Genomic DNA, 16,136 nt, shown 5'->3' with positions numbered 1-16,136 from the left:
GGAGCACCGACCGCCATGACCGACGACCACGTCTACCTGACCCTCAGCGAGGCCGACCCGGAGCCCGAGGGCGAGGCCCGCTGGGCGTACGGGACGGGCTTCGCCGACCCGCTGCTCGGCGTCGACACCGCCCTGCCGCCCGGGATCGACGGCGCCGACCTCGCCGCGTACTGCCTGATGCTCGGCGACGACGCGCTGGTGCTGGCCCAGCGGCTGACCGAGTGGTGCACCCGCGCCCCCGAGCTGGAGGAGGAGGTCGCGCTCGCCAACCTCGGCCTCGACCTGCTCGGCCAGGCCCGCCAGCTGCTCACCCGGGCCGGCCAGGCCGACGGCTCCGGCCGCGGCGAGGACGACCTCGCGTACTGGCGCGAGGAGCACGAGTTCCGCAACGTGCGCCTGGTGGAGGCGCCGAACGGGGACTTCGCCCACACGATCGCCCGGCTGCTGCTCTTCTCCACCGCCCGCAAGGCGCTGTACGAGGCGCTGGCGGGCCACGCCGACCCGGTGCTCGCGGCGGTCGCCGCGCGCGGGGTCAAGGAGCTGGCGTACCACCAGGAGTACGCCACCGCCTGGACGCTGCGGCTCGGCGACGGCACGCCGTACTCGGCGCAGCGGATGCAGGCCGGGCTGGAGGGCGTCTGGCCGCTGCTGGAGGAGCTGTTCACGCCGCACGCGGTGGAGCTGCGGGTCGGTGTCGACCCGGCGGCGCTGCGCGAGCCGGTGCTGGGCACGCTCGCCGAGGTGCTCGCCCAGGCGGGCCTCGCCGTGCCGCAGGCGCGGCCGATGGCGACGATCGGCGGCCGGGCCGGGCGGGACGGCGTGCACACCGAGGCGCTCGGGCTGCTGCTGGCCGAGTTCCAGGTGGTGGCCCGCGCGCACCCCGGGGCGACCTGGTGATGGCCCAGGCCCCGACCGCGTGGGAGGTGGCGGCGCAGGTCCCCGACCCCGAGCTGCCGATGCTCACCCTCGCCGAGCTGGGCGTGCTGGCCGAGGTGGAGGTGGAGCCGGACGGCGACGGTGTCACCGCCTGGCTCACGCCGACCTACTCCGGCTGCCCGGCCACCGCCGAGATGGCCGCCGACGTCGACCGCCGGCTGCGCGCGGCGGGCTACCGGGACGTGCGGGTGCGGCTGCGGCTGGACCCGCCCTGGTCCACCGACCGGATCACCGAGGCCGGCCGCCGCAAGCTCGCCGAGGCCGGGATCGCCCCGCCGGGGCCCGCGCGGTCCGGCGGCGCCGCTCCGCTGCTCCAGCTCGGCCCGACCCGGCACGCTCCGGTCGTCGCCTGCCCGCAGTGCGGCGGTACGGACACCGAGGAGCTGTCCCGCTTCGGCTCCACGGCCTGCAAGGCGCTCTGGCGCTGCCGCGACTGCAGAGAGCCCTTCGAACGGATCAAGGAGATCTGACCATGGCCGTGCGCCGCCCGACCTTCCACCCCCTGCGGATCGCCCGGGTGGAGCGGCTCTGCGAGGACGCCGTCGCGGTCACCTTCGACGTGCCGGCCGAGCTGGCCGAGGACTTCGCCTTCCGCCCCGGCCAGTCGCTGACGCTGCGCCGGATGGTGAACGGGGTCGACGAGCGCCGCTCGTACTCGATCTGCGCCCCCGTCGGCGGCTCGCTGCGGATCGCCGTCCGGGAGGTGCCCGGCGGGCTGTTCTCCCGCTGGCTGGTGCGCGACGCGCAGCCCGGCGAGGAGGTGGAGGTACTGCCCCCCACCGGGCTCTTCGCGGCCGACCCCGGCATCCCCGCCGAGCACGTCCTGCTGGCGGCCGGCTCCGGGATCACCCCGATGCTCTCGATCGCCGGCTCGGTACTGGCCGCCGACCGCACCTCACAGGTCACCCTGCTGTACGGGAACCGGCGCAGCGACACCGTGATGTTCGCCGACGAGCTGGCCGACCTCAAGGACCGCCACCTCGGCCGCTTCCAGCTGGTCCACGTGCTCTCCCGGGAGAGCCGGGACGCCGAGCTGCTGAGCGGCCGGCTCGACCCCGAGCGGGTCGAGGCCCTGCTGCGGGCGCTGGTGGACGTGCCGAAGGTCGACCACTGGTGGCTCTGCGGCCCGTACGGGATGGTGGCCGGCGCGAAGGAGCTGCTGGCCGGGCTCGGGGTGCCCGGGGAGCGGGTGCACCAGGAGCTGTTCCACGCCGAGGACGAGCCGGTCGCCGAGCGCCCGGAGGAGCCGGTGCGCGAGGGCGAGCTGAGCGAGGTCACCGTGGTGCTGGACGGGCGCGGCAGCACGCTCTCGCTCCCGCGCGACCGCTCCGTCCTGGACGGCGCCCAGCGGGCCCGCCCGGACCTGCCGTTCGCCTGCAAGGGCGGCGTCTGCGGCACCTGCCGGGCGCTGGTCACGGAGGGCGAGGTGGAGATGCGGCGTAACTTCGCGCTGGAGGAGAAGGAGCTGGCCGCGGGCTACGTCCTGACCTGTCAGGCCCGGCCGGTGACGGACCGGGTGACGGTCGACTACGACCGCTGAGCGGGCACGAGCCCGCCGGCGCCCGCTGCGCTCGGCGGCGCCTCAGCCGCCGAAGCCGAAGCCGCAGTCACCATGGCCCCGGCGCCTCCCGTGGCTTCGAGGGCCGGGCCTGTCGCGCCCGCGGCGACTGGCCGTAGGGGATCCCCGAGCAGTCGGACGATCCCGTTGACGGCCGCCCGCCCGGCCCGGTTGGCGCCGACGGTGCTGGCCGAGGGGCCGTAGCCGACCAGGTGGATCCGGGGGTCGGCGGCGGCCCGGGTGCCGTCCATCCTGATGCCGCCGCCGGGGCCGCGCAGGCCCAGCGGGGCCAGGTGGCCGACCTCGGGGCGGAAGCCGGTGGCCCAGACGATGGCGTCCACCGCCAGCTCCCGCGCGCCCCAGGCGACGCCGTGCTCGGTCAGCCGGTCGAACATCGGCCGCCGCGCCAGCGCGCCGAGCTCCTTCGCCCGCCGGTACGCGACGGACGGCCCGAGCCCGGTCACGCTCACCACGCTGCGGACCGGCAGGCCCTGCCGGACCCGCTCCTCCACCATCGCGACCGCCGCGCGCCCGGCCTCGGGGCTGAACGGGCCGTCCCGGTAGACCGGCGGAGTGCGCGTCACCCAGAACGTCTCGGCCACCTCGGCGATCTCCGAGAGGACCTGGATCGCCGAGGCACCGCCGCCGACCACCACCACCCGCAGGCCGGCGAACGAGGCCGGCCCCCGGTAGTCGGCGTAGTGCAGCTGGCGCCCGGCGAAGTGGCCGGGGTAGTGCGGCAGGAACGGCCGCGTCCAGGTCCCGGTGGCGTTGATCAGCGCCCGCGCCGTCCAGTCGCCGGCGTCCGTGTGCACCAGCAGCCGGGAGTCCGCGAGCGAGCGCGCCGTTCGCACCCTGACAGGGCGTACGACGGGGAGCGCGTGCTTGGCCTCGTACGCCGCGAAGTACCCCGGCACCACCTCGCGGGCGGGGGCGGCGGGGTCGGGCGTGGGCAGCTCGAAGTCCGGCAGGTCGTGGAAGCCGTGCACGGTGGCCATCCGCAGCGAGGGCGAGCGGTGCGCCCAGGCACCGCCGGGTGCCTCGTCGGCGTCCAGTACGACGAAGCCCGCCCCGCCGCCTTCCCCGCCGCCTTCCACGGCCGGGGCGAAGCCGCGTCGGCGCAGGTGGTAGGCGGCGGACAGGCCCGCCTGGCCGGCGCCGATCACCACGACGTCCACCGCTTTGGTTGCACCGTAAACAGTCACGAGGGTGAAACATCGGGTGGCCTGTGACTGTTCCCGCCACCGGCCGCCCGGGCGGTGCGTCGCTCGCTCAGGTGGTGACCGGGGAGATCACCGCCGCCGTGCCGTACGCGCAGATCTCCGTCCCCAGATCGGCCGCCTCGGAGACGTCGAAGCGCATCATCAGCACGGCGTTGCCGCCCCGCGCCCTGGCCTGCTCGACCAGTCGTGCCATCGCCTGGTTGCGGGCCTCCACCAGGGTCTTCGTCAGGCCCTTCAGCTCGCCGCCGACCATCGACTTCAGCGAGGCGCCGATCTGGGTGCCGATGTGCCGGCTCCGCACCGTCAGCCCGAAGACCTCGCCGATCACATGGTCGACCCGAAATCCCGGCACGTCATTGGTGGTTACCACCAGCACCTGCTCGTTGGGGCCCTGTCCGCCGCCGTACTCGTCAAGGTTGCTCATGAGCCCATCGTGCGGGCCGGATCCACCCGCCGCACACGGGCGGGGCCGATACGGGGGCGAGAAGCTCCGCCAGACCGGTGATCGGGCGCCGGAAAGGCCGTACCGTAGCCCCATGGGCGAGCGAAGTGATCATCCGCAGGGGCAGGGCGCGACGGAGGACTCCGGGGCGCAGGAGGTCGAGGCGACTGTGGTGCTCGGCCTGCGTATCACCGACTGGCACGCGCTGCGCGCCGCCGCACGGGCCGCCGTGGAGTCGTTCGACTTCGACGGGGTCGATCCGGCGGGCCAGCGGCAGGAACTGCTGCGGGAGGTGTCGGAGGATCCGAACGCGGCGCTGGGCGCGCTGCTGCACCCGGACCGGCTGGTGGCGGCGATCCCCGGGGTGGAGGCACTCGGCGGCACCCTGGAGATCAGCATCACCGAGGACTTCGCGCCGGACTTCGCCGAGCTGTTCCCGCTCGACTCGGACGCCGAGGAGGGCGGCGGCATCGGCGACTGGACGCTGACCCCGCGCACCGCGTGCCTGCTGCACGCGCAGCTGCTGGGGCTGGCCGACGCGGCCTACGACGACCTGGAGGAGCACGACGGCGAGCCGGTGCTCGACGGCGAGGACCACGAGTGGGGGGTGTTCGGGAGGCTGCCGCGCCGCACCTGGCAGCTGCACCGCGCCTGGCGCCGCTCGATGGCCCGGGCCTTCGACGACCTGGCCGACGACCTGGCGCTCGGCGAGTGGCCGCTGCCGCGCTGCCTGGCCGAGGACCTCGCGCTGCGGATGGCCCTGACGGACGCCCGCGCGCTGCTGGGCGCCCAGCCGGAGTCCGTCGCCGACATGATGGGCGACCTGCCGGCCGACCTCTACGACTACGACTGGGAGGGCTGCCTCGACGAGCTGTTCGGCGTCTACGGCCCCGAGGAGGCCCCCGACCTGGACGCCTCCCGCCGTACCGACGACCTGCTCGCCGCCACCCACCCCGAGGGCTGGTTCCTGCCGTACGAGGACGCCGAGGAGCGCGACGCGCAGCGCGGCTACCGGCGCTGAGCAGGGCGGGGCCGGGCGGCGGTACTGCGCTCTGGCCACGCCGACGACGACCCGGGCCCCGACCCCGTGCTGGCCCGGATCAACCTGGCCATCGGGGTGCGCAGGCCGCCCAGGACGGGCGGACGGCCCAGGCGCGGGAGACGTTCGAGACGCGCTGCCGCCGGACACCTCCGGCTCGGAGGCCAGGGCGGCCATCGCCGGGCTCCGCCGGCGCCTCGCCGCGTAGGGCCGGTCCGACAAGTTCCGCCGGGCGCCCAGGCCCTGGCCGACGGCGTGGCGGGCTGTGGCCAGGGGGCACCGGCCGTTCGGGCCCGGCGGGCCGGCGCCGCCGCGGGGCGGGCCGGTGGCGGCTGGCATCCTTGACGGGTGACCTCTCCGTTCGACGCCCCGAGCCCTGCCACCGCGCCCATCGACCGCGACGCCAACGCGCAGTACGTCCTGCCGCTGGTGGTCCGGATGGAGCGGGCCACCCCGCCCGGCCGCACCGACGCGCTGGAGACCTCCGCCCGCGCGGTGCTGACCCTGCTGAGCGATCCCCGGGTGACCGGGGCGGACGGCGAGTGGGCCGAGCGGGTCGCGGCCTGGGAGGACGCCCGGATCCGCAAGGTGGTCCGCCGGGCCAGGGGCGGGGAGTGGCGCAAGGCCGGGGAACTGCCCGGGATCACCGTCACCGGGGAGAGCGCCGAGGTACGGGTCTTCCCGCCGGTTCCGCTGGACGGCTGGCCCAAGGAACTGGCCAAGCTCCAGGTCTCCGGCACCGACCTCGACGAGGCGGCCCCGCCGGTGGCCCCGGCCGCCGGGGTGCCCGTGCTCTGGCTCAACCCCGAGCTGGAGATGAGCGCCGGCAAGACCATGGCGCAGACCGGCCACGCCGCCCAGCTCGCCTGGTGGCGGCTGGACGAGGCGCAGCGCAAGGAGTGGGCGGAGAGCGGCTTCGCGCTGGCCGTGCGGACGGCGGCCCCGGCCGCCTGGGCCGAGCTGACGGCGAGTGGCCTCCCGCTGGTCCAGGACGCCGGTTTCACCGAGATCGCCCCGGGCAGCTCCACCGTCATCGCCGACCACCCCGCCCTGCGCGGCGCCTAGCGGTACGCGTGGTCCCGCCCCGCGTACCGCAGGGCGGGACCACCGGCCGGCCGCACCGGGCGCGCGACGCCCGCTCAGACGTCGTTGCGGCGCAGCGAGCGCTGCCCGCCGTGGACCGCGGCGGCCGCCCAGAGCGCCATGATCAGCAGGCCGGTCCAGTGCCCGTAGTGGATCTGCGGGTCGTCCAGGTCGCGCATGGCGTACATGCCCGCCCGGTCGGGGAGGTACTGGGCCACCTCCCGGATCCCGGGCATCGCGGAGAGCACGGTCGTGCCGAGGAAGACGAGGGGCGTCAGCAGGCCCATCGCGGCGGTCAGGTTGCGCAGCATGGCGGTGACGCTCAGGCAGATCACCACCAGCAGCGGGTGGTAGAGCACCCCGGCGACGATGCTGCGGACGGTGCCGGGGTGATCCAGGTCGATGTCCACGCTCGCGCCGGCGCCGAGGAAGCAGCCCGCCGTCGAGACCACCCCGAGCAGCAGGCCCACCCCGCCGCCCAGCAGCAGCTTGGCGGCGAACAGGCGCCCGCGGCGGGGTACGGCGGTGAGCGAGGTGCTGATCATGCGGGTGCCGTACTCCTGGCCGATCAGCTGGACGCCGAAGCAGACCAGTGCCACCTGACCGAAGAACAGGCCGTAGTAGATCCCGATGCTCGGGTCGTCCCGCAGGCTGTCGTCGGCCGTGCCGACCATGGCGTTGACGACCGCGGTGATGCCCACGGTGAGCGCCACCGAGACCAGCGGCGTGATCCACTGGGAGCGCAGGGTGGTGAACTTGGTCCACTCCGAGCGCAGGACGGGCAGGGTGCTCATGCCGCCACCGCCCGGTACTCGACACTGTCCGCGGTCATCCGCATGAAGGCCTCCTCCAGTGAGTCCTGCTGAACTGCGATCTCGTACAGCACCACGCCGCCCGCCGCCGCCAGCGCGGCGATCTCCTCCGGCGGGGCGCCGGTGACCTCCCAGGCGCCGCCCTCGGCCGGCTCGGCGGTCAGGTCACTTCCCCTCAGCAGGGCGGCGAGCTTGTCCGGGTCCACCGCGCGGACCCGTACCCGGCTGCGGCCGTGCCGCTCGATGAACTCCTCGGTGCCGGAGTCGGCGAGCAGCCGCCCGCGTCCGATCACCACGAGGTGGTCGGCGGTGAGCGCCATCTCCGTCATCAGGTGGGAGGAGACCAGTACCGCCCGGCCCTCGGCGGCCAGGCCCTTCAGCAGCCTGCGGATCCAGCGGATGCCCTCCGGGTCCAGGCCGTTGACGGGCTCGTCCAGCATCAGCACGGGTGGGTCGCCGAGCAGGGCGGCGGCCACCCCGAGCCGCTGGCGCATGCCGAGCGAGAAGCCCCTGATGCGCTTGCGGCCGGCCTCCGCCAGCCCCACCTGGCCGAGCACCTCCTCCACCCGGCGGTCCGGCAGGCCGTTGCTCTGCGCCAGCCAGCGCAGATGCCCCCGGGCGGTGCGCCCGCCGTGCAGGGCGTGCGCGTCCAGCAGGGCGCCGACCCGGCGCAGCGGCTGGTCGAGTTCGGCGTACGGGCGGCCGTCGACCAGCGCCCGGCCGGCGGTGGGGCGGTCCAGGCCGAGGACCATCCGCATGGTGGTGGTCTTGCCGGCGCCGTTGGGCCCGAGGAAGCCCGTCACGATGCCCGGGCGGACCTCGAAGCTGAGGTCGTCCACGGCGGGCGCCTCGCCCCCGTCGTACGACTTGCTGAGGTGCTGGACCTCGATCACGGTCGCCTCCCTGTCCCGACGCGTTGCCTGCGGGGCGCCGGTTGCGCCTCGCTGTCGACGTCCCTCATTGGACCGGAGCGGGCGGGGCCGGCGGATCCCGCCGGCGATGGGTCGTGCCTCCCTCCCGGGAGGGAGGCGGTGCCAAGGGCTGAACTGCGACGATGGGCCGGTGCCCAGGATCATCGCGCCACTGTTCGCCGCCGCCACCTATGTGCGGTGGCTGCACCTGCTGATCGGCGCGGTGTTCGCCGGGGTGGTCCTGCTGGTCTACCCGGGCACGGAGGGCGTCTCCACGCTGGACGCGATCATGTGGAGCGTGCCGATCGACAGCACGCTGCTGACGCTCGCCGCGCTCGTCCCGGGGATGCGCCGCGCCGAGGGCGTGCAGGCCAGGCTGCTGCTGATGCCGGACCGCGAGGAGGACATCGGCGCCGGCCCGTCCCGGGGCCCGGCCGACCTCAGGCGCACCGCGCTCTGGCTGATCGGCCGGGTCGCCCTCGGCATGGCGGTGGCCGTGCTGAGCATCAACACCCTCACCGTGGGCACCCTGCTGCTGACCGCACCCGGGCGCGACAACCCGCTCGTCCTGTACGGGCACCGGCTCCCCGCGGGGCTCGATCCGTGGTGCCCGCTGCTGGTGCCGCCGCTGCTGTTCTCCGCGGGCTGGCTGCTGGTGTGGGCCGGGCGGTTCCAGCTGGCGATGGCGGTGCGGCTGCTGGGGCCCTCGCCCGCCGAGCGTCTGGCCGAGGCCGAGCTGCGCGCCGAACGCCTGCTGGAGCGCAACCGGCTGGCCCGCGAGCTGCACGACTCGATCGGCCACGCCCTGACGGTGACGGTGCTTCAGGCGGGTGCGGCCCGGGAGGTCGGCGATCAGGCGTTCGTGGCGAAGGCGCTGGAGGTGATCGAGGAGACCGGACGGCAGGCGATGGACGACCTGGAGCGGACCCTCGTCCTGCTGCGTGACAGCCCCGACGCCACGGCCGCCGAGCACCCCGGGATCGACCAGCTGCCACGGCTGTTCGAGACGGCCCGGGCGGCCGGCAGCCTGGTCGAGGCCTGGATCGACATACCGCGCGGGCAACTGCCCGGGGTGCTCTCCCGGGAGGCGTACCGGATCGTGCAGGAGGCCGTCACCAATGCCCTGCGGCATGCGCCCGGCGAGCCGCTGAGCGTCCGGATCGCCGTTCGGGACGGGCAGTTGGAGCTGCGGATGGCCAACTCCGCTACCGGGCCAGGCCAGACCCGGCGCGGCGGCGGCAAGGGCCTGCGCGGTGTACGGGAGCGGGCCTCGCTGCTCGGGGGTGAGGCGACGGCCGGCCGCGAGGAGGACACGTGGGTGCTGGCCGTCCGGCTGCCCCTACGCTTGGGAGCGTGATGATCAAGATCCTGCTGGTGGACGACGAGGAGCTGGTCCGGGCCGGCCTGCGGGCGGTGCTGGAGGCCCAGGGCGACCTCCAGGTGGTGGGCGAGGCCGCCGACGGCGCCCAGGTCCTCGGGCTGGCCCGGACGCTGCGGCCCGACGTGGTGCTGATGGACGTCCGGATGCCGGGCATGGACGGGCTGGCGGCGACCCAGGCGCTGGTCGAGGGCTGCGAGCAGCCGCCGAAGATCCTGGTGGTCACCACCTTCGAGAACGACGACTACGTCTACCGGGCGCTGCGGGCGGGCGCCGACGGCTTCCTGCTCAAGCGGGCCCGCCCGGCCGAGATCGCGCACGCGGTACGGCTGGTGGCGGCGGGGGAGTCGCTGCTGTTCCCGGCCGCGATCCGGCGACTGGCCGCCGGGCAGGGCTCCGGTGCGGCCCGCGAGACGATGGCCCGGGCCGCGCTGACCGACCGGGAGGCGCAGGTGCTGCGGCTGGTGGCGCGGGGGCTGTCCAACGGCGAGATCGCCGAGCAGCTGTTCCTCGGCGTGCAGACGGTCAAGACGCACGTCAGCAGCGTGCTGGCGAAGCTCGGCGCCCGGGACCGCACCCAGGCGGTGATCGCCGCCTACGAGTCGGGCTTCGTCTCCCCGGACGCGGCCTGAGCACCGCGGCCGGGGCCGGGTGAGCCGGGGTCCCGCGCCGGGTCAGACCGGGTAGGCGTGGGTCTGGGCGGCCTTGACGGAGGCCCAGACGCCGGCGCCCGGGGCGAGGTCGAGTTCGGCCGCGGCGGCCGGGGTGAGGTCGGCGGCCATCGCGAGCTCACCGGTCAGGTCGACCCGGACCAGGTCGCCGTGCAGGTCCAGCCCCATCACCTTGAGCTCCCAGACGTTGCGGGCGCTGGAGTCGGGCGCCGTCCGGTGCAGGGTGACGGCGGCGGGCGGGAACGAGACGAAGGCGGGGCCGGACACCTCGTCCGAGGTGACGACCACCGGGCCGCAGTCCAGCGTCACCCGGTGGCCGTCGGCGGCGCCCTGGTACAGGTTGAGGCCGACCAGCCGGGCGATGTAGTCGGTACGCGGGTGGCGGGCGATCTCGGCCGGCGTGCCGGCCTGGACCTGGCGGCCGTCCTCGATCACCACCAGCCGGTCGGCCAGCACCATGGCGTCCAGCGGGTCGTGCGTGACCAGGACGGCGACCGCCTCGAATGCGGCGAGGTGGCGACGCAGCTGCGATCGCACGTCCAGCCGGGTCCGGGCGTCCAGCGCGGCCAGCGGTTCGTCCAGCAGCAGCAGGCTTGGGCGGACGGCCAGCGCGCGGGCCAGCGCGACCCGCTGGGCCTGCCCCCCGGAGAGGCTGCCCGGCCGGGTGGCCGCGTGCTCGGCCAGGCCCATCCGCTCCAGCCAGTCGGCCGCCTCGGCCCGGGCCTCCTTGCGGGGGCGGCCCTGGCAGCGCGGGCCGAACGCGACGTTGTCGAGCGCGCTGAGGTGTGGGAAGAGCAGGTAGTCCTGGAAGACCACGCCGACCGGGCGGTTCTCGGCCGGGGTGTGCAGCCGTCGGGCCGGGTCCTCCAGGGTGCGGCCGTCCAGCCGCAGGTGGCCGCCCGTCAGCGGCAGCAGGCCGGCCAGCGCCCGCAGCGCGGTGGACTTGCCGGCGCCGTTCGGGCCGAGCAGGGCGATGACCTCGCCGGGTGCGGCGGTGAGCGCCAGGTCGAGCCGGAAGGCGTCGCGGTCCACCCGGAGCCGGGCGTCGAGGGCGGGGGAGGTCATGGGGTGCGTCCAGGGTTCAGGCCTCGGTGCGAGGCCCGGGCCGGGTGGCGGGCCGGACCGGCCGGCTCTCCAGCAAGGCCCGCGGCGGGGTGGCGGGGCGTCACGGGGTCGACATCCAGCGCTCGCGCAGGCCGACCAGGACCGCGATGGAGACCAGCAGCAGCACCAGGCTCAGCGCGATGGCCGCCTCCGGATCGGACTCCAGCGCGAGGTAGACCGCGAGCGGCATGGTCTGCGTCCGGCCGGGGAAGTTGCCCGCGAAGGTGATGGTCGCGCCGAACTCGCCCAGGGCGCGCGCCCAGGCCAGCACGGCGCCGGCGGCGATGCCGGGGGCGATCAGCGGCAGGGTGACCCGCCGGAACGCCGTCAGTCGGGAGGCGCCCAGCGTGGCTGCGGCCTCCTCGAAGCGCGGGTCGGCGGCCCGCAGCGCGCCCTCCACGCTGATCACCAGGAACGGCATCGCGACGAACGCCTCGGCGATGACCACCCCCGAGGTGGAGAACGGCAGGGTGATCCCGAAGGCCGAGTCCAGCCACTGGCCGACGATGCCCCGGCGGCCGAGCACCAGCAGCAGCGCCACCCCGCCGACCACCGGTGGCAGCACCAGCGGCAGGGTGACCAGTGCCCGGATGATCCGGCGGCCCGGGAAGTCCGTCCTGGCCAGCAGCCAGGCCAGCGGCACCCCGAGCACCAGCGACACCCCCGTGGCCGCCGTCGCACAGATCAGGGAGAGCCGCAGCGCCTCCCACACCTCGCCGCTGGTCAGCTGCTCGGGGATGCTGCTCCACGGCGCGCGGATCAGCAGTCCCACCAGCGGCATGATCAGGAAGGCCAGCCCGAGCAGGGCCGGCAGCAGCAGGGCGACCGGGATGCGCCGGCCGTGCCGCCGACGCGGCCCGGCCGGGGAGGGCCGGCCCGCGTCGACGGAGCCTTCGGGCTCGGTGGTGCCGGTGCTCACGGGGTCTTGAAGCCCGCCTCGGCGAACACCTGCTTGGCCTCGGCCGACCGGATGTAGGCGACGAAGGCCTCGGCGCCGGCGCTGTTGGGTGCCTTGGCGAGGGCGGCGATCGGGTAGTTGTTCACGGCCTTCTCGGCCTCGGGGAAGTCCACACCGTCGATCTTGCCCGCGTCGGCCTTCACGTCGGTCTTGTACACGAGCGAGGCGTCCACCTCACCCAGCTCGACCTTGGTCAGCGCACCCTTGACGTCCTTCTCCAGGGTCACGGGGGTGAGCTCCACGCCACCCGCCTTGAGGGCCTCCACCGCGGCGGCGCCGCACGGCACCTCCTTCGCGCAGAGCGCGACCTTCACGCCCGACCCGGCGAGGTCCTTGAGCGCGGCGACGTGCTTCGGGTTGCCCTTGGGCACGGCGATGGCGAGCGTGTTGCTGACGAAGGTCTTCGCCTCGCCCTTGACCCCGCCCGCGTCGGCGACGGTCTTCATGGTGGCGGGGCTGGCGGCGGCGAAGATGTCGGCCGGGGCGCCCTGGTTGATGCTGGTGGCAAGGCTGGAGCTGCCGCCGAAGTTGAACTTGACGCTCACTCCGGGGTGCGCGGCCTCGAACTTCTTGCCCAGGCCGGTGAAGGTCTCGGTGAGCGAGGCGGCCGCGAAGACGTTGATCTCGCCGGAGAGCTTGGGGCCGCTGTCCGTGGCGGAGGCGGTGCCGCTCGGCGCGGCGGTGCCGGTGGCGCCGGCCTTGGTGTCCGAGCTGCCGCCGCCGCTGCCGCAGGCGGTGACGCCGAGGCTGAGAGCGAGCGCCGTGGCGGCGGCGACGGCAAGTCTGCGGGAGCTGCTGGTCATTGGGTGATTCCCCTCCTGGCGCGCCGGAAGGGGCGCGGGCTGCGTGGTGCTCTGCGGGCCGGTCCGCCGCGTGCGGTACGGCGAAAGGGGGCGGCCGGCGGAGTGCGGTGGGATTGCGCTGAGCCGGCCGGTGGGCCGGTCGCAGCTGCGGTCCGTACGCCGATCATAGTGCCGCAGTTGCGAGGGTGAAATCCCCTGTCTCATTGCACAGGCGCCCCCCGACGCCCGAGCCTTCCCGGCTGTGCGAAGGCTCAAACCGGCCTCGGGCGGCTCTCCGGCGGGCATCGGCGTCCGGGCGCTCGGGGCGGCCCGGAGCGGCTCGGACCGGGCCGGCGCGGCAATATTGCGTCGCCCTCCGGGGGGCGCGCGGGGCACAGTAGGGCCCGACGATCAACGGGGAGGTACGTACCACCATGTCCACATTGCGCGTGACCGCCGAACGGCTCACCGTCCTGGAGCACCCGAACGCCGACGCCCTGGAGCTGGCCCAGGTCGGTCTGTACCGGGCGGTGGTCGCCAAGGGTGCGTACCGCACCGGCGACATCGCCCTCTACATACCCGAGCAGGCGGTGCTGCCGGCCGAGCTGATCGAGGAGCTGGGCCTGACCGGCAAGCTGGCGGGCAGTCGGGCCGACCGGGTCCGGGCGGTGCGGCTGCGCGGTGAGCTGTCGCAGGGGATCGTCTGCCGCCCGCAGTCGCTGGCCGGGGTGGATCTGGCCGGGGCCGCCGAGCGCGGGGAGGACTTCGCCGCGGCGCTGGGTATCACCAAGTGGGCGCCGCCGATCCCGACGTCCATGAACGGCGAGGTCGAGCAGGCCCCCGACCTGCTGCCCTGGGTCGACATCGAGAACCTCAAGCGCTTCCCGGACGTCTTCGAGCCCGGCGAGCCGGTGGTGCTGACGGAGAAGCTGCACGGCAGCTGCTGCCTGGTCACCTTCCACACCGGCTCCGGCCTGGTGCAGGTGTCGTCCAAGGGCATCGGCGCGCAGGGGCTGGCCCTGGTGGAGGACGAGAAGAACCTGTACTGGCGGGCCGTCCGCGCGCACGGTGTCGCCGAGGTCGCCCGCAGGGTGGCCGAGCGGCTGGGTGCGGAGCGGGTCGGCATCTTCGGTGAGGTCTTCGGCTCCGGCGTACAGGACCTGACGTACGGGGAGGCGGGCCGCGCCGAGCAGCCCGGCTACGCGGTCTTCGACGTCTCGGTGCACACCGACGGGCAGCTGCGCTGGCTGGACGCGGCCGAAGTACTGGGCGACGAGCTGCCGTTGGTGCCGGAGCTGTGGCGCGGCCCGTTCGACGCCGGGACCGTCCTGGCGCTGGCCGACGGGCGGGAGACCGTCTCCGGGCGGGCGCTGCACATCCGGGAGGGCGTGGTCGTCCGCCCGGTGGCCGAGCGCTACAGCCCGGTCCTGGGCGGCCGGGCCATCGCCAAGGTGGTCGGCGGCGCGTACCTGACCCGCAAGGGCGGCACCGAGTACGAGTAGGGCGGGCGCGGCGGGCGCGGCGGGCGCGGCGGGCCGGATGGGGCCGGGGGCGCCCGGGTGGCGGCCCTCTTCTGCTCCGATGACCCGTCAGTTACGTTGGGGGGTCGGCCACAGAAGGAGGGACCACGATGCCCACCACCCGAATACCGGGCCCGCCCGGTCTGCCGGTGATCGGCTCGATGCTCGATCTGACCCGCCGCCCGTTGCCGACCTACCTGGACGCCCGGCGCGCGTACGGCGACGTGGTGCGCTTCAGTGCGGGCCCGCCCGGGCTGCGGGCGGAGTTCTACCTGGTCTCCTCCCCGGAGGGGGCGCAGCAGGTGCTGGGCGGTGAGGCGGCCAACTTCCGTAAGGAGAACGCGTTCTACGACGAGCTGCGGACCAGCGTCGGCAACGGGCTGCTGACCAGCCAGGACGGCGACTACCTGCGCCAGCGCAGACTGATCCAGCCGCTCTTCACCCGCCGGCGGGTGGACGGCTACGCGGACGCCATCGGCATCGAGGTCCAGGCCCTGGTCGGACGCTGGTCGGCGGCGCCCGGCGGGGTGGTGGACGTGGCGACGGAGATGTCGCGGTTCGCGCTGCGGGCGGTGGCACGCATCCTGTTCGGGGCGGACGTCGAGGCCGCCGTCGAGGTGGTGCAGCGCAGCTTCCCGGTGCTCGGGGAGTTCGTCCTGGAGCGGGGCTTCTCCCCGGTGCGCGTCCCGCGCGGCTGGCCGACGCCCGCCAACCGCCGGGGTCTTCGGGCGCAGAGCGACCTGTACGCCGTCTGCGACCGGATCATCGCCGAGCGGGCGGTGCAGGCCCGGGCCGGCCGCCCGGAGCTGGCGGAGCCCGCGTCGGACCTGCTCGGCCTGCTGGCCGAGGCCAGGGGAGAGGACGGCGAGAGCCTGGACGCCGGGGAGCTGCGGGACCAGGTGCTGGTCTTCCTGCTGGCCGGCCACGAGACCACCGCCACCTCGCTCGCCTTCGCGCTCCACCTGCTGGCCATGCACCCCGAGGAGCGCGGACGCGCCCAGGCCGAGGCGGACGCGGTACTGGCCGGGCGCCGCCCCCGCGCCGAGGACCTGGACGCGCTGCCGTACGTCACCAGGGTGGTGAAGGAGGCGATGCGGCTCTACCCCGCCGCCGCGCTGCTCGGGCGGCGGGCCGTCGCCGAGTCCGTGATCGGCGGTCACCGGATCCCGGCCGGTGCGCAGGTGATCCTGGCGCCCTGGGTGACGCACCGTCACCCTGACCACTGGGAGGAGCCGGAGCGCTTCGACCCGGAACGCTTCCTGCCGGAGCGGGAGAGCGGGCGCCACCGGTACGCCTGGTACCCGTTCGGCGGCGGACCGCGGGCCTGTATCGGTCAGCACTTCTCGATGCTGGAGTCGGTGCTGGGCCTGGCGGCGCTGCTGACGGCCTTCGACTTCGAGGCGGTGGACCGCGAGATCCCGCTCGCGCAGGGCATCACCCTGCGGGCGGACGGGCCGGCGCGGATCCGGCTGGCCAAGCGTTGACCGTGCGTCGACCGCGATGATCTGACCATCCGTCCGGCGAAGCGCCCGACCTGACCTGAACGCTTGCCGAACGGCCGCCCGGATCGGGCGGCCGTTCGCACAGGACACGCCCATTCGAGCACAGCCCCCCTTCGCGGCGGGCAGCTTTTCACATCTTCGCGTGACCGCTTGGGGACGCTCGGTAGCGTCCACGCATCCGAGACCGAAAGCGCACGTGCGGACGGCATATGACCGT

General features: G+C 74.8%; 16 protein-coding genes. 9 read left to right on the top strand and 7 right to left on the bottom strand.

The features are described from left to right. Window positions 1–15 precede the first annotated feature (15 nt). The 3 genes from paaC to paaE are packed head-to-tail and all read left to right on the top strand — an operon-like array spanning window position 16 to window position 2,476. Window positions 16–897, top strand: coding sequence for a 1,2-phenylacetyl-CoA epoxidase subunit PaaC (gene paaC, locus ACIBH3_RS05115; RefSeq protein ID WP_396310494.1), 882 nt, complete (start codon window positions 16–18; stop codon window positions 895–897). Continuing rightward, window positions 897–1,406 (top strand): 1,2-phenylacetyl-CoA epoxidase subunit PaaD, encoded by a 510-nt coding sequence (gene paaD / locus ACIBH3_RS05110; protein ID WP_396310493.1) that lies wholly within the window; start codon window positions 897–899, stop codon window positions 1,404–1,406. Before paaC ends, paaD begins: the two co-directional genes overlap by 1 nt. Before the next feature lie 2 nt (window positions 1,407–1,408). Further along, on the top strand, window positions 1,409–2,476 hold the full coding sequence (gene paaE / locus ACIBH3_RS05105) for a 1,2-phenylacetyl-CoA epoxidase subunit PaaE (RefSeq protein WP_396310492.1): 1,068 nt from the start codon (window positions 1,409–1,411) through the stop codon (window positions 2,474–2,476). Here the strand turns inward: paaE and ACIBH3_RS05100 are convergent. Together ACIBH3_RS05100 and ACIBH3_RS05095 are read right to left on the bottom strand one after the other, a co-directional pair. Further along, a complete protein-coding gene (locus tag ACIBH3_RS05100) occupies window positions 2,464–3,672 on the bottom strand; it encodes an NAD(P)-binding domain-containing protein (RefSeq protein ID WP_396310491.1) in 1,209 nt (402 codons plus the stop codon). The two genes, paaE and ACIBH3_RS05100, sit on opposite strands and share 13 nt — an antisense overlap. A gap of 94 nt (window positions 3,673–3,766) precedes the next feature. Further along, window positions 3,767–4,141 (bottom strand): YbjQ family protein, encoded by a 375-nt coding sequence (locus ACIBH3_RS05095; RefSeq protein WP_396310490.1) that lies wholly within the window; start codon window positions 4,139–4,141, stop codon window positions 3,767–3,769. Between the two features lie 112 nt (window positions 4,142–4,253). Between ACIBH3_RS05095 and ACIBH3_RS05090 the strand changes: the two genes are divergently transcribed. Continuing rightward, the gene (locus tag ACIBH3_RS05090; protein WP_396310489.1) at window positions 4,254–5,180 is read left to right on the top strand and encodes a hypothetical protein; all 927 of its coding nucleotides are present in this window, start codon (window positions 4,254–4,256) and stop codon (window positions 5,178–5,180) included. Between the two features lie 366 nt (window positions 5,181–5,546). Then, the gene (locus ACIBH3_RS05085) at window positions 5,547–6,263 is read left to right on the top strand and encodes an aminoacyl-tRNA hydrolase (protein ID WP_396310488.1); all 717 of its coding nucleotides are present in this window, start codon (window positions 5,547–5,549) and stop codon (window positions 6,261–6,263) included. 74 nt (window positions 6,264–6,337) lie between these two features. Here ACIBH3_RS05085 and ACIBH3_RS05080 read toward each other — a convergent pair whose 3' ends face one another. Together ACIBH3_RS05080 and ACIBH3_RS05075 are read right to left on the bottom strand one after the other, a co-directional pair. Further along, complete coding sequence (locus ACIBH3_RS05080) at window positions 6,338–7,075, bottom strand: ABC transporter permease (protein ID WP_396310487.1); 738 nt, start codon at window positions 7,073–7,075, stop codon at window positions 6,338–6,340. Beyond that, a complete protein-coding gene (locus tag ACIBH3_RS05075) occupies window positions 7,072–7,986 on the bottom strand; it encodes an ABC transporter ATP-binding protein (protein WP_396310486.1) in 915 nt (304 codons plus the stop codon). The genes ACIBH3_RS05080 and ACIBH3_RS05075 overlap by 4 nt, the downstream gene beginning before the upstream one ends. A gap of 169 nt (window positions 7,987–8,155) precedes the next feature. Here ACIBH3_RS05075 and ACIBH3_RS05070 point away from each other — a divergent pair, with 169 nt between their 5' ends. Then, complete coding sequence (locus ACIBH3_RS05070; protein ID WP_396310485.1) at window positions 8,156–9,361, top strand: sensor histidine kinase; 1,206 nt, start codon at window positions 8,156–8,158, stop codon at window positions 9,359–9,361. Next, window positions 9,361–10,014 (top strand): response regulator, encoded by a 654-nt coding sequence (locus ACIBH3_RS05065; protein ID WP_396310666.1) that lies wholly within the window; start codon window positions 9,361–9,363, stop codon window positions 10,012–10,014. Before ACIBH3_RS05070 ends, ACIBH3_RS05065 begins: the two co-directional genes overlap by 1 nt. 42 nt (window positions 10,015–10,056) lie before the next feature. Here the strand turns inward: ACIBH3_RS05065 and ACIBH3_RS05060 are convergent, their stop codons facing one another. The 3 genes from ACIBH3_RS05060 to modA all read right to left on the bottom strand — a co-directional run bounded on the left by ACIBH3_RS05060 (window position 10,057) and on the right by modA (window position 12,918). Beyond that, window positions 10,057–11,118, bottom strand: a complete 1,062-nt coding sequence (locus ACIBH3_RS05060; RefSeq protein ID WP_396310484.1) for an ABC transporter ATP-binding protein — start codon at window positions 11,116–11,118, stop codon at window positions 10,057–10,059. 100 nt (window positions 11,119–11,218) lie between these two features. Next, the gene (locus ACIBH3_RS05055; protein ID WP_396310483.1) at window positions 11,219–12,076 is read right to left on the bottom strand and encodes an ABC transporter permease; all 858 of its coding nucleotides are present in this window, start codon (window positions 12,074–12,076) and stop codon (window positions 11,219–11,221) included. After that, complete coding sequence (gene modA, locus ACIBH3_RS05050; RefSeq protein WP_396310482.1) at window positions 12,073–12,918, bottom strand: molybdate ABC transporter substrate-binding protein; 846 nt, start codon at window positions 12,916–12,918, stop codon at window positions 12,073–12,075. The genes ACIBH3_RS05055 and modA overlap by 4 nt, the downstream gene beginning before the upstream one ends. Window positions 12,919–13,331: 413 nt before the next feature. Between modA and ACIBH3_RS05045 the strand changes: the two genes are divergently transcribed. Together ACIBH3_RS05045 and ACIBH3_RS05040 are read left to right on the top strand one after the other, a co-directional pair. Next, complete coding sequence (locus ACIBH3_RS05045; protein ID WP_396310481.1) at window positions 13,332–14,399, top strand: RNA ligase (ATP); 1,068 nt, start codon at window positions 13,332–13,334, stop codon at window positions 14,397–14,399. Window positions 14,400–14,527: 128 nt separating this feature from the next. Beyond that, on the top strand, window positions 14,528–15,901 hold the full coding sequence (locus ACIBH3_RS05040; protein WP_396310480.1) for a cytochrome P450: 1,374 nt from the start codon (window positions 14,528–14,530) through the stop codon (window positions 15,899–15,901). The last annotated feature ends 235 nt before the right edge of the window (window positions 15,902–16,136 follow it).

The organism is Kitasatospora sp. NPDC050543, assembly GCF_044457565.1.
Lineage (GTDB): Bacteria > Actinomycetota > Actinomycetes > Streptomycetales > Streptomycetaceae > Kitasatospora.
The sequence above is the reverse complement of the archived record's forward strand: the minus strand, read 5'-3'. Positions and strand labels throughout refer to the sequence as shown.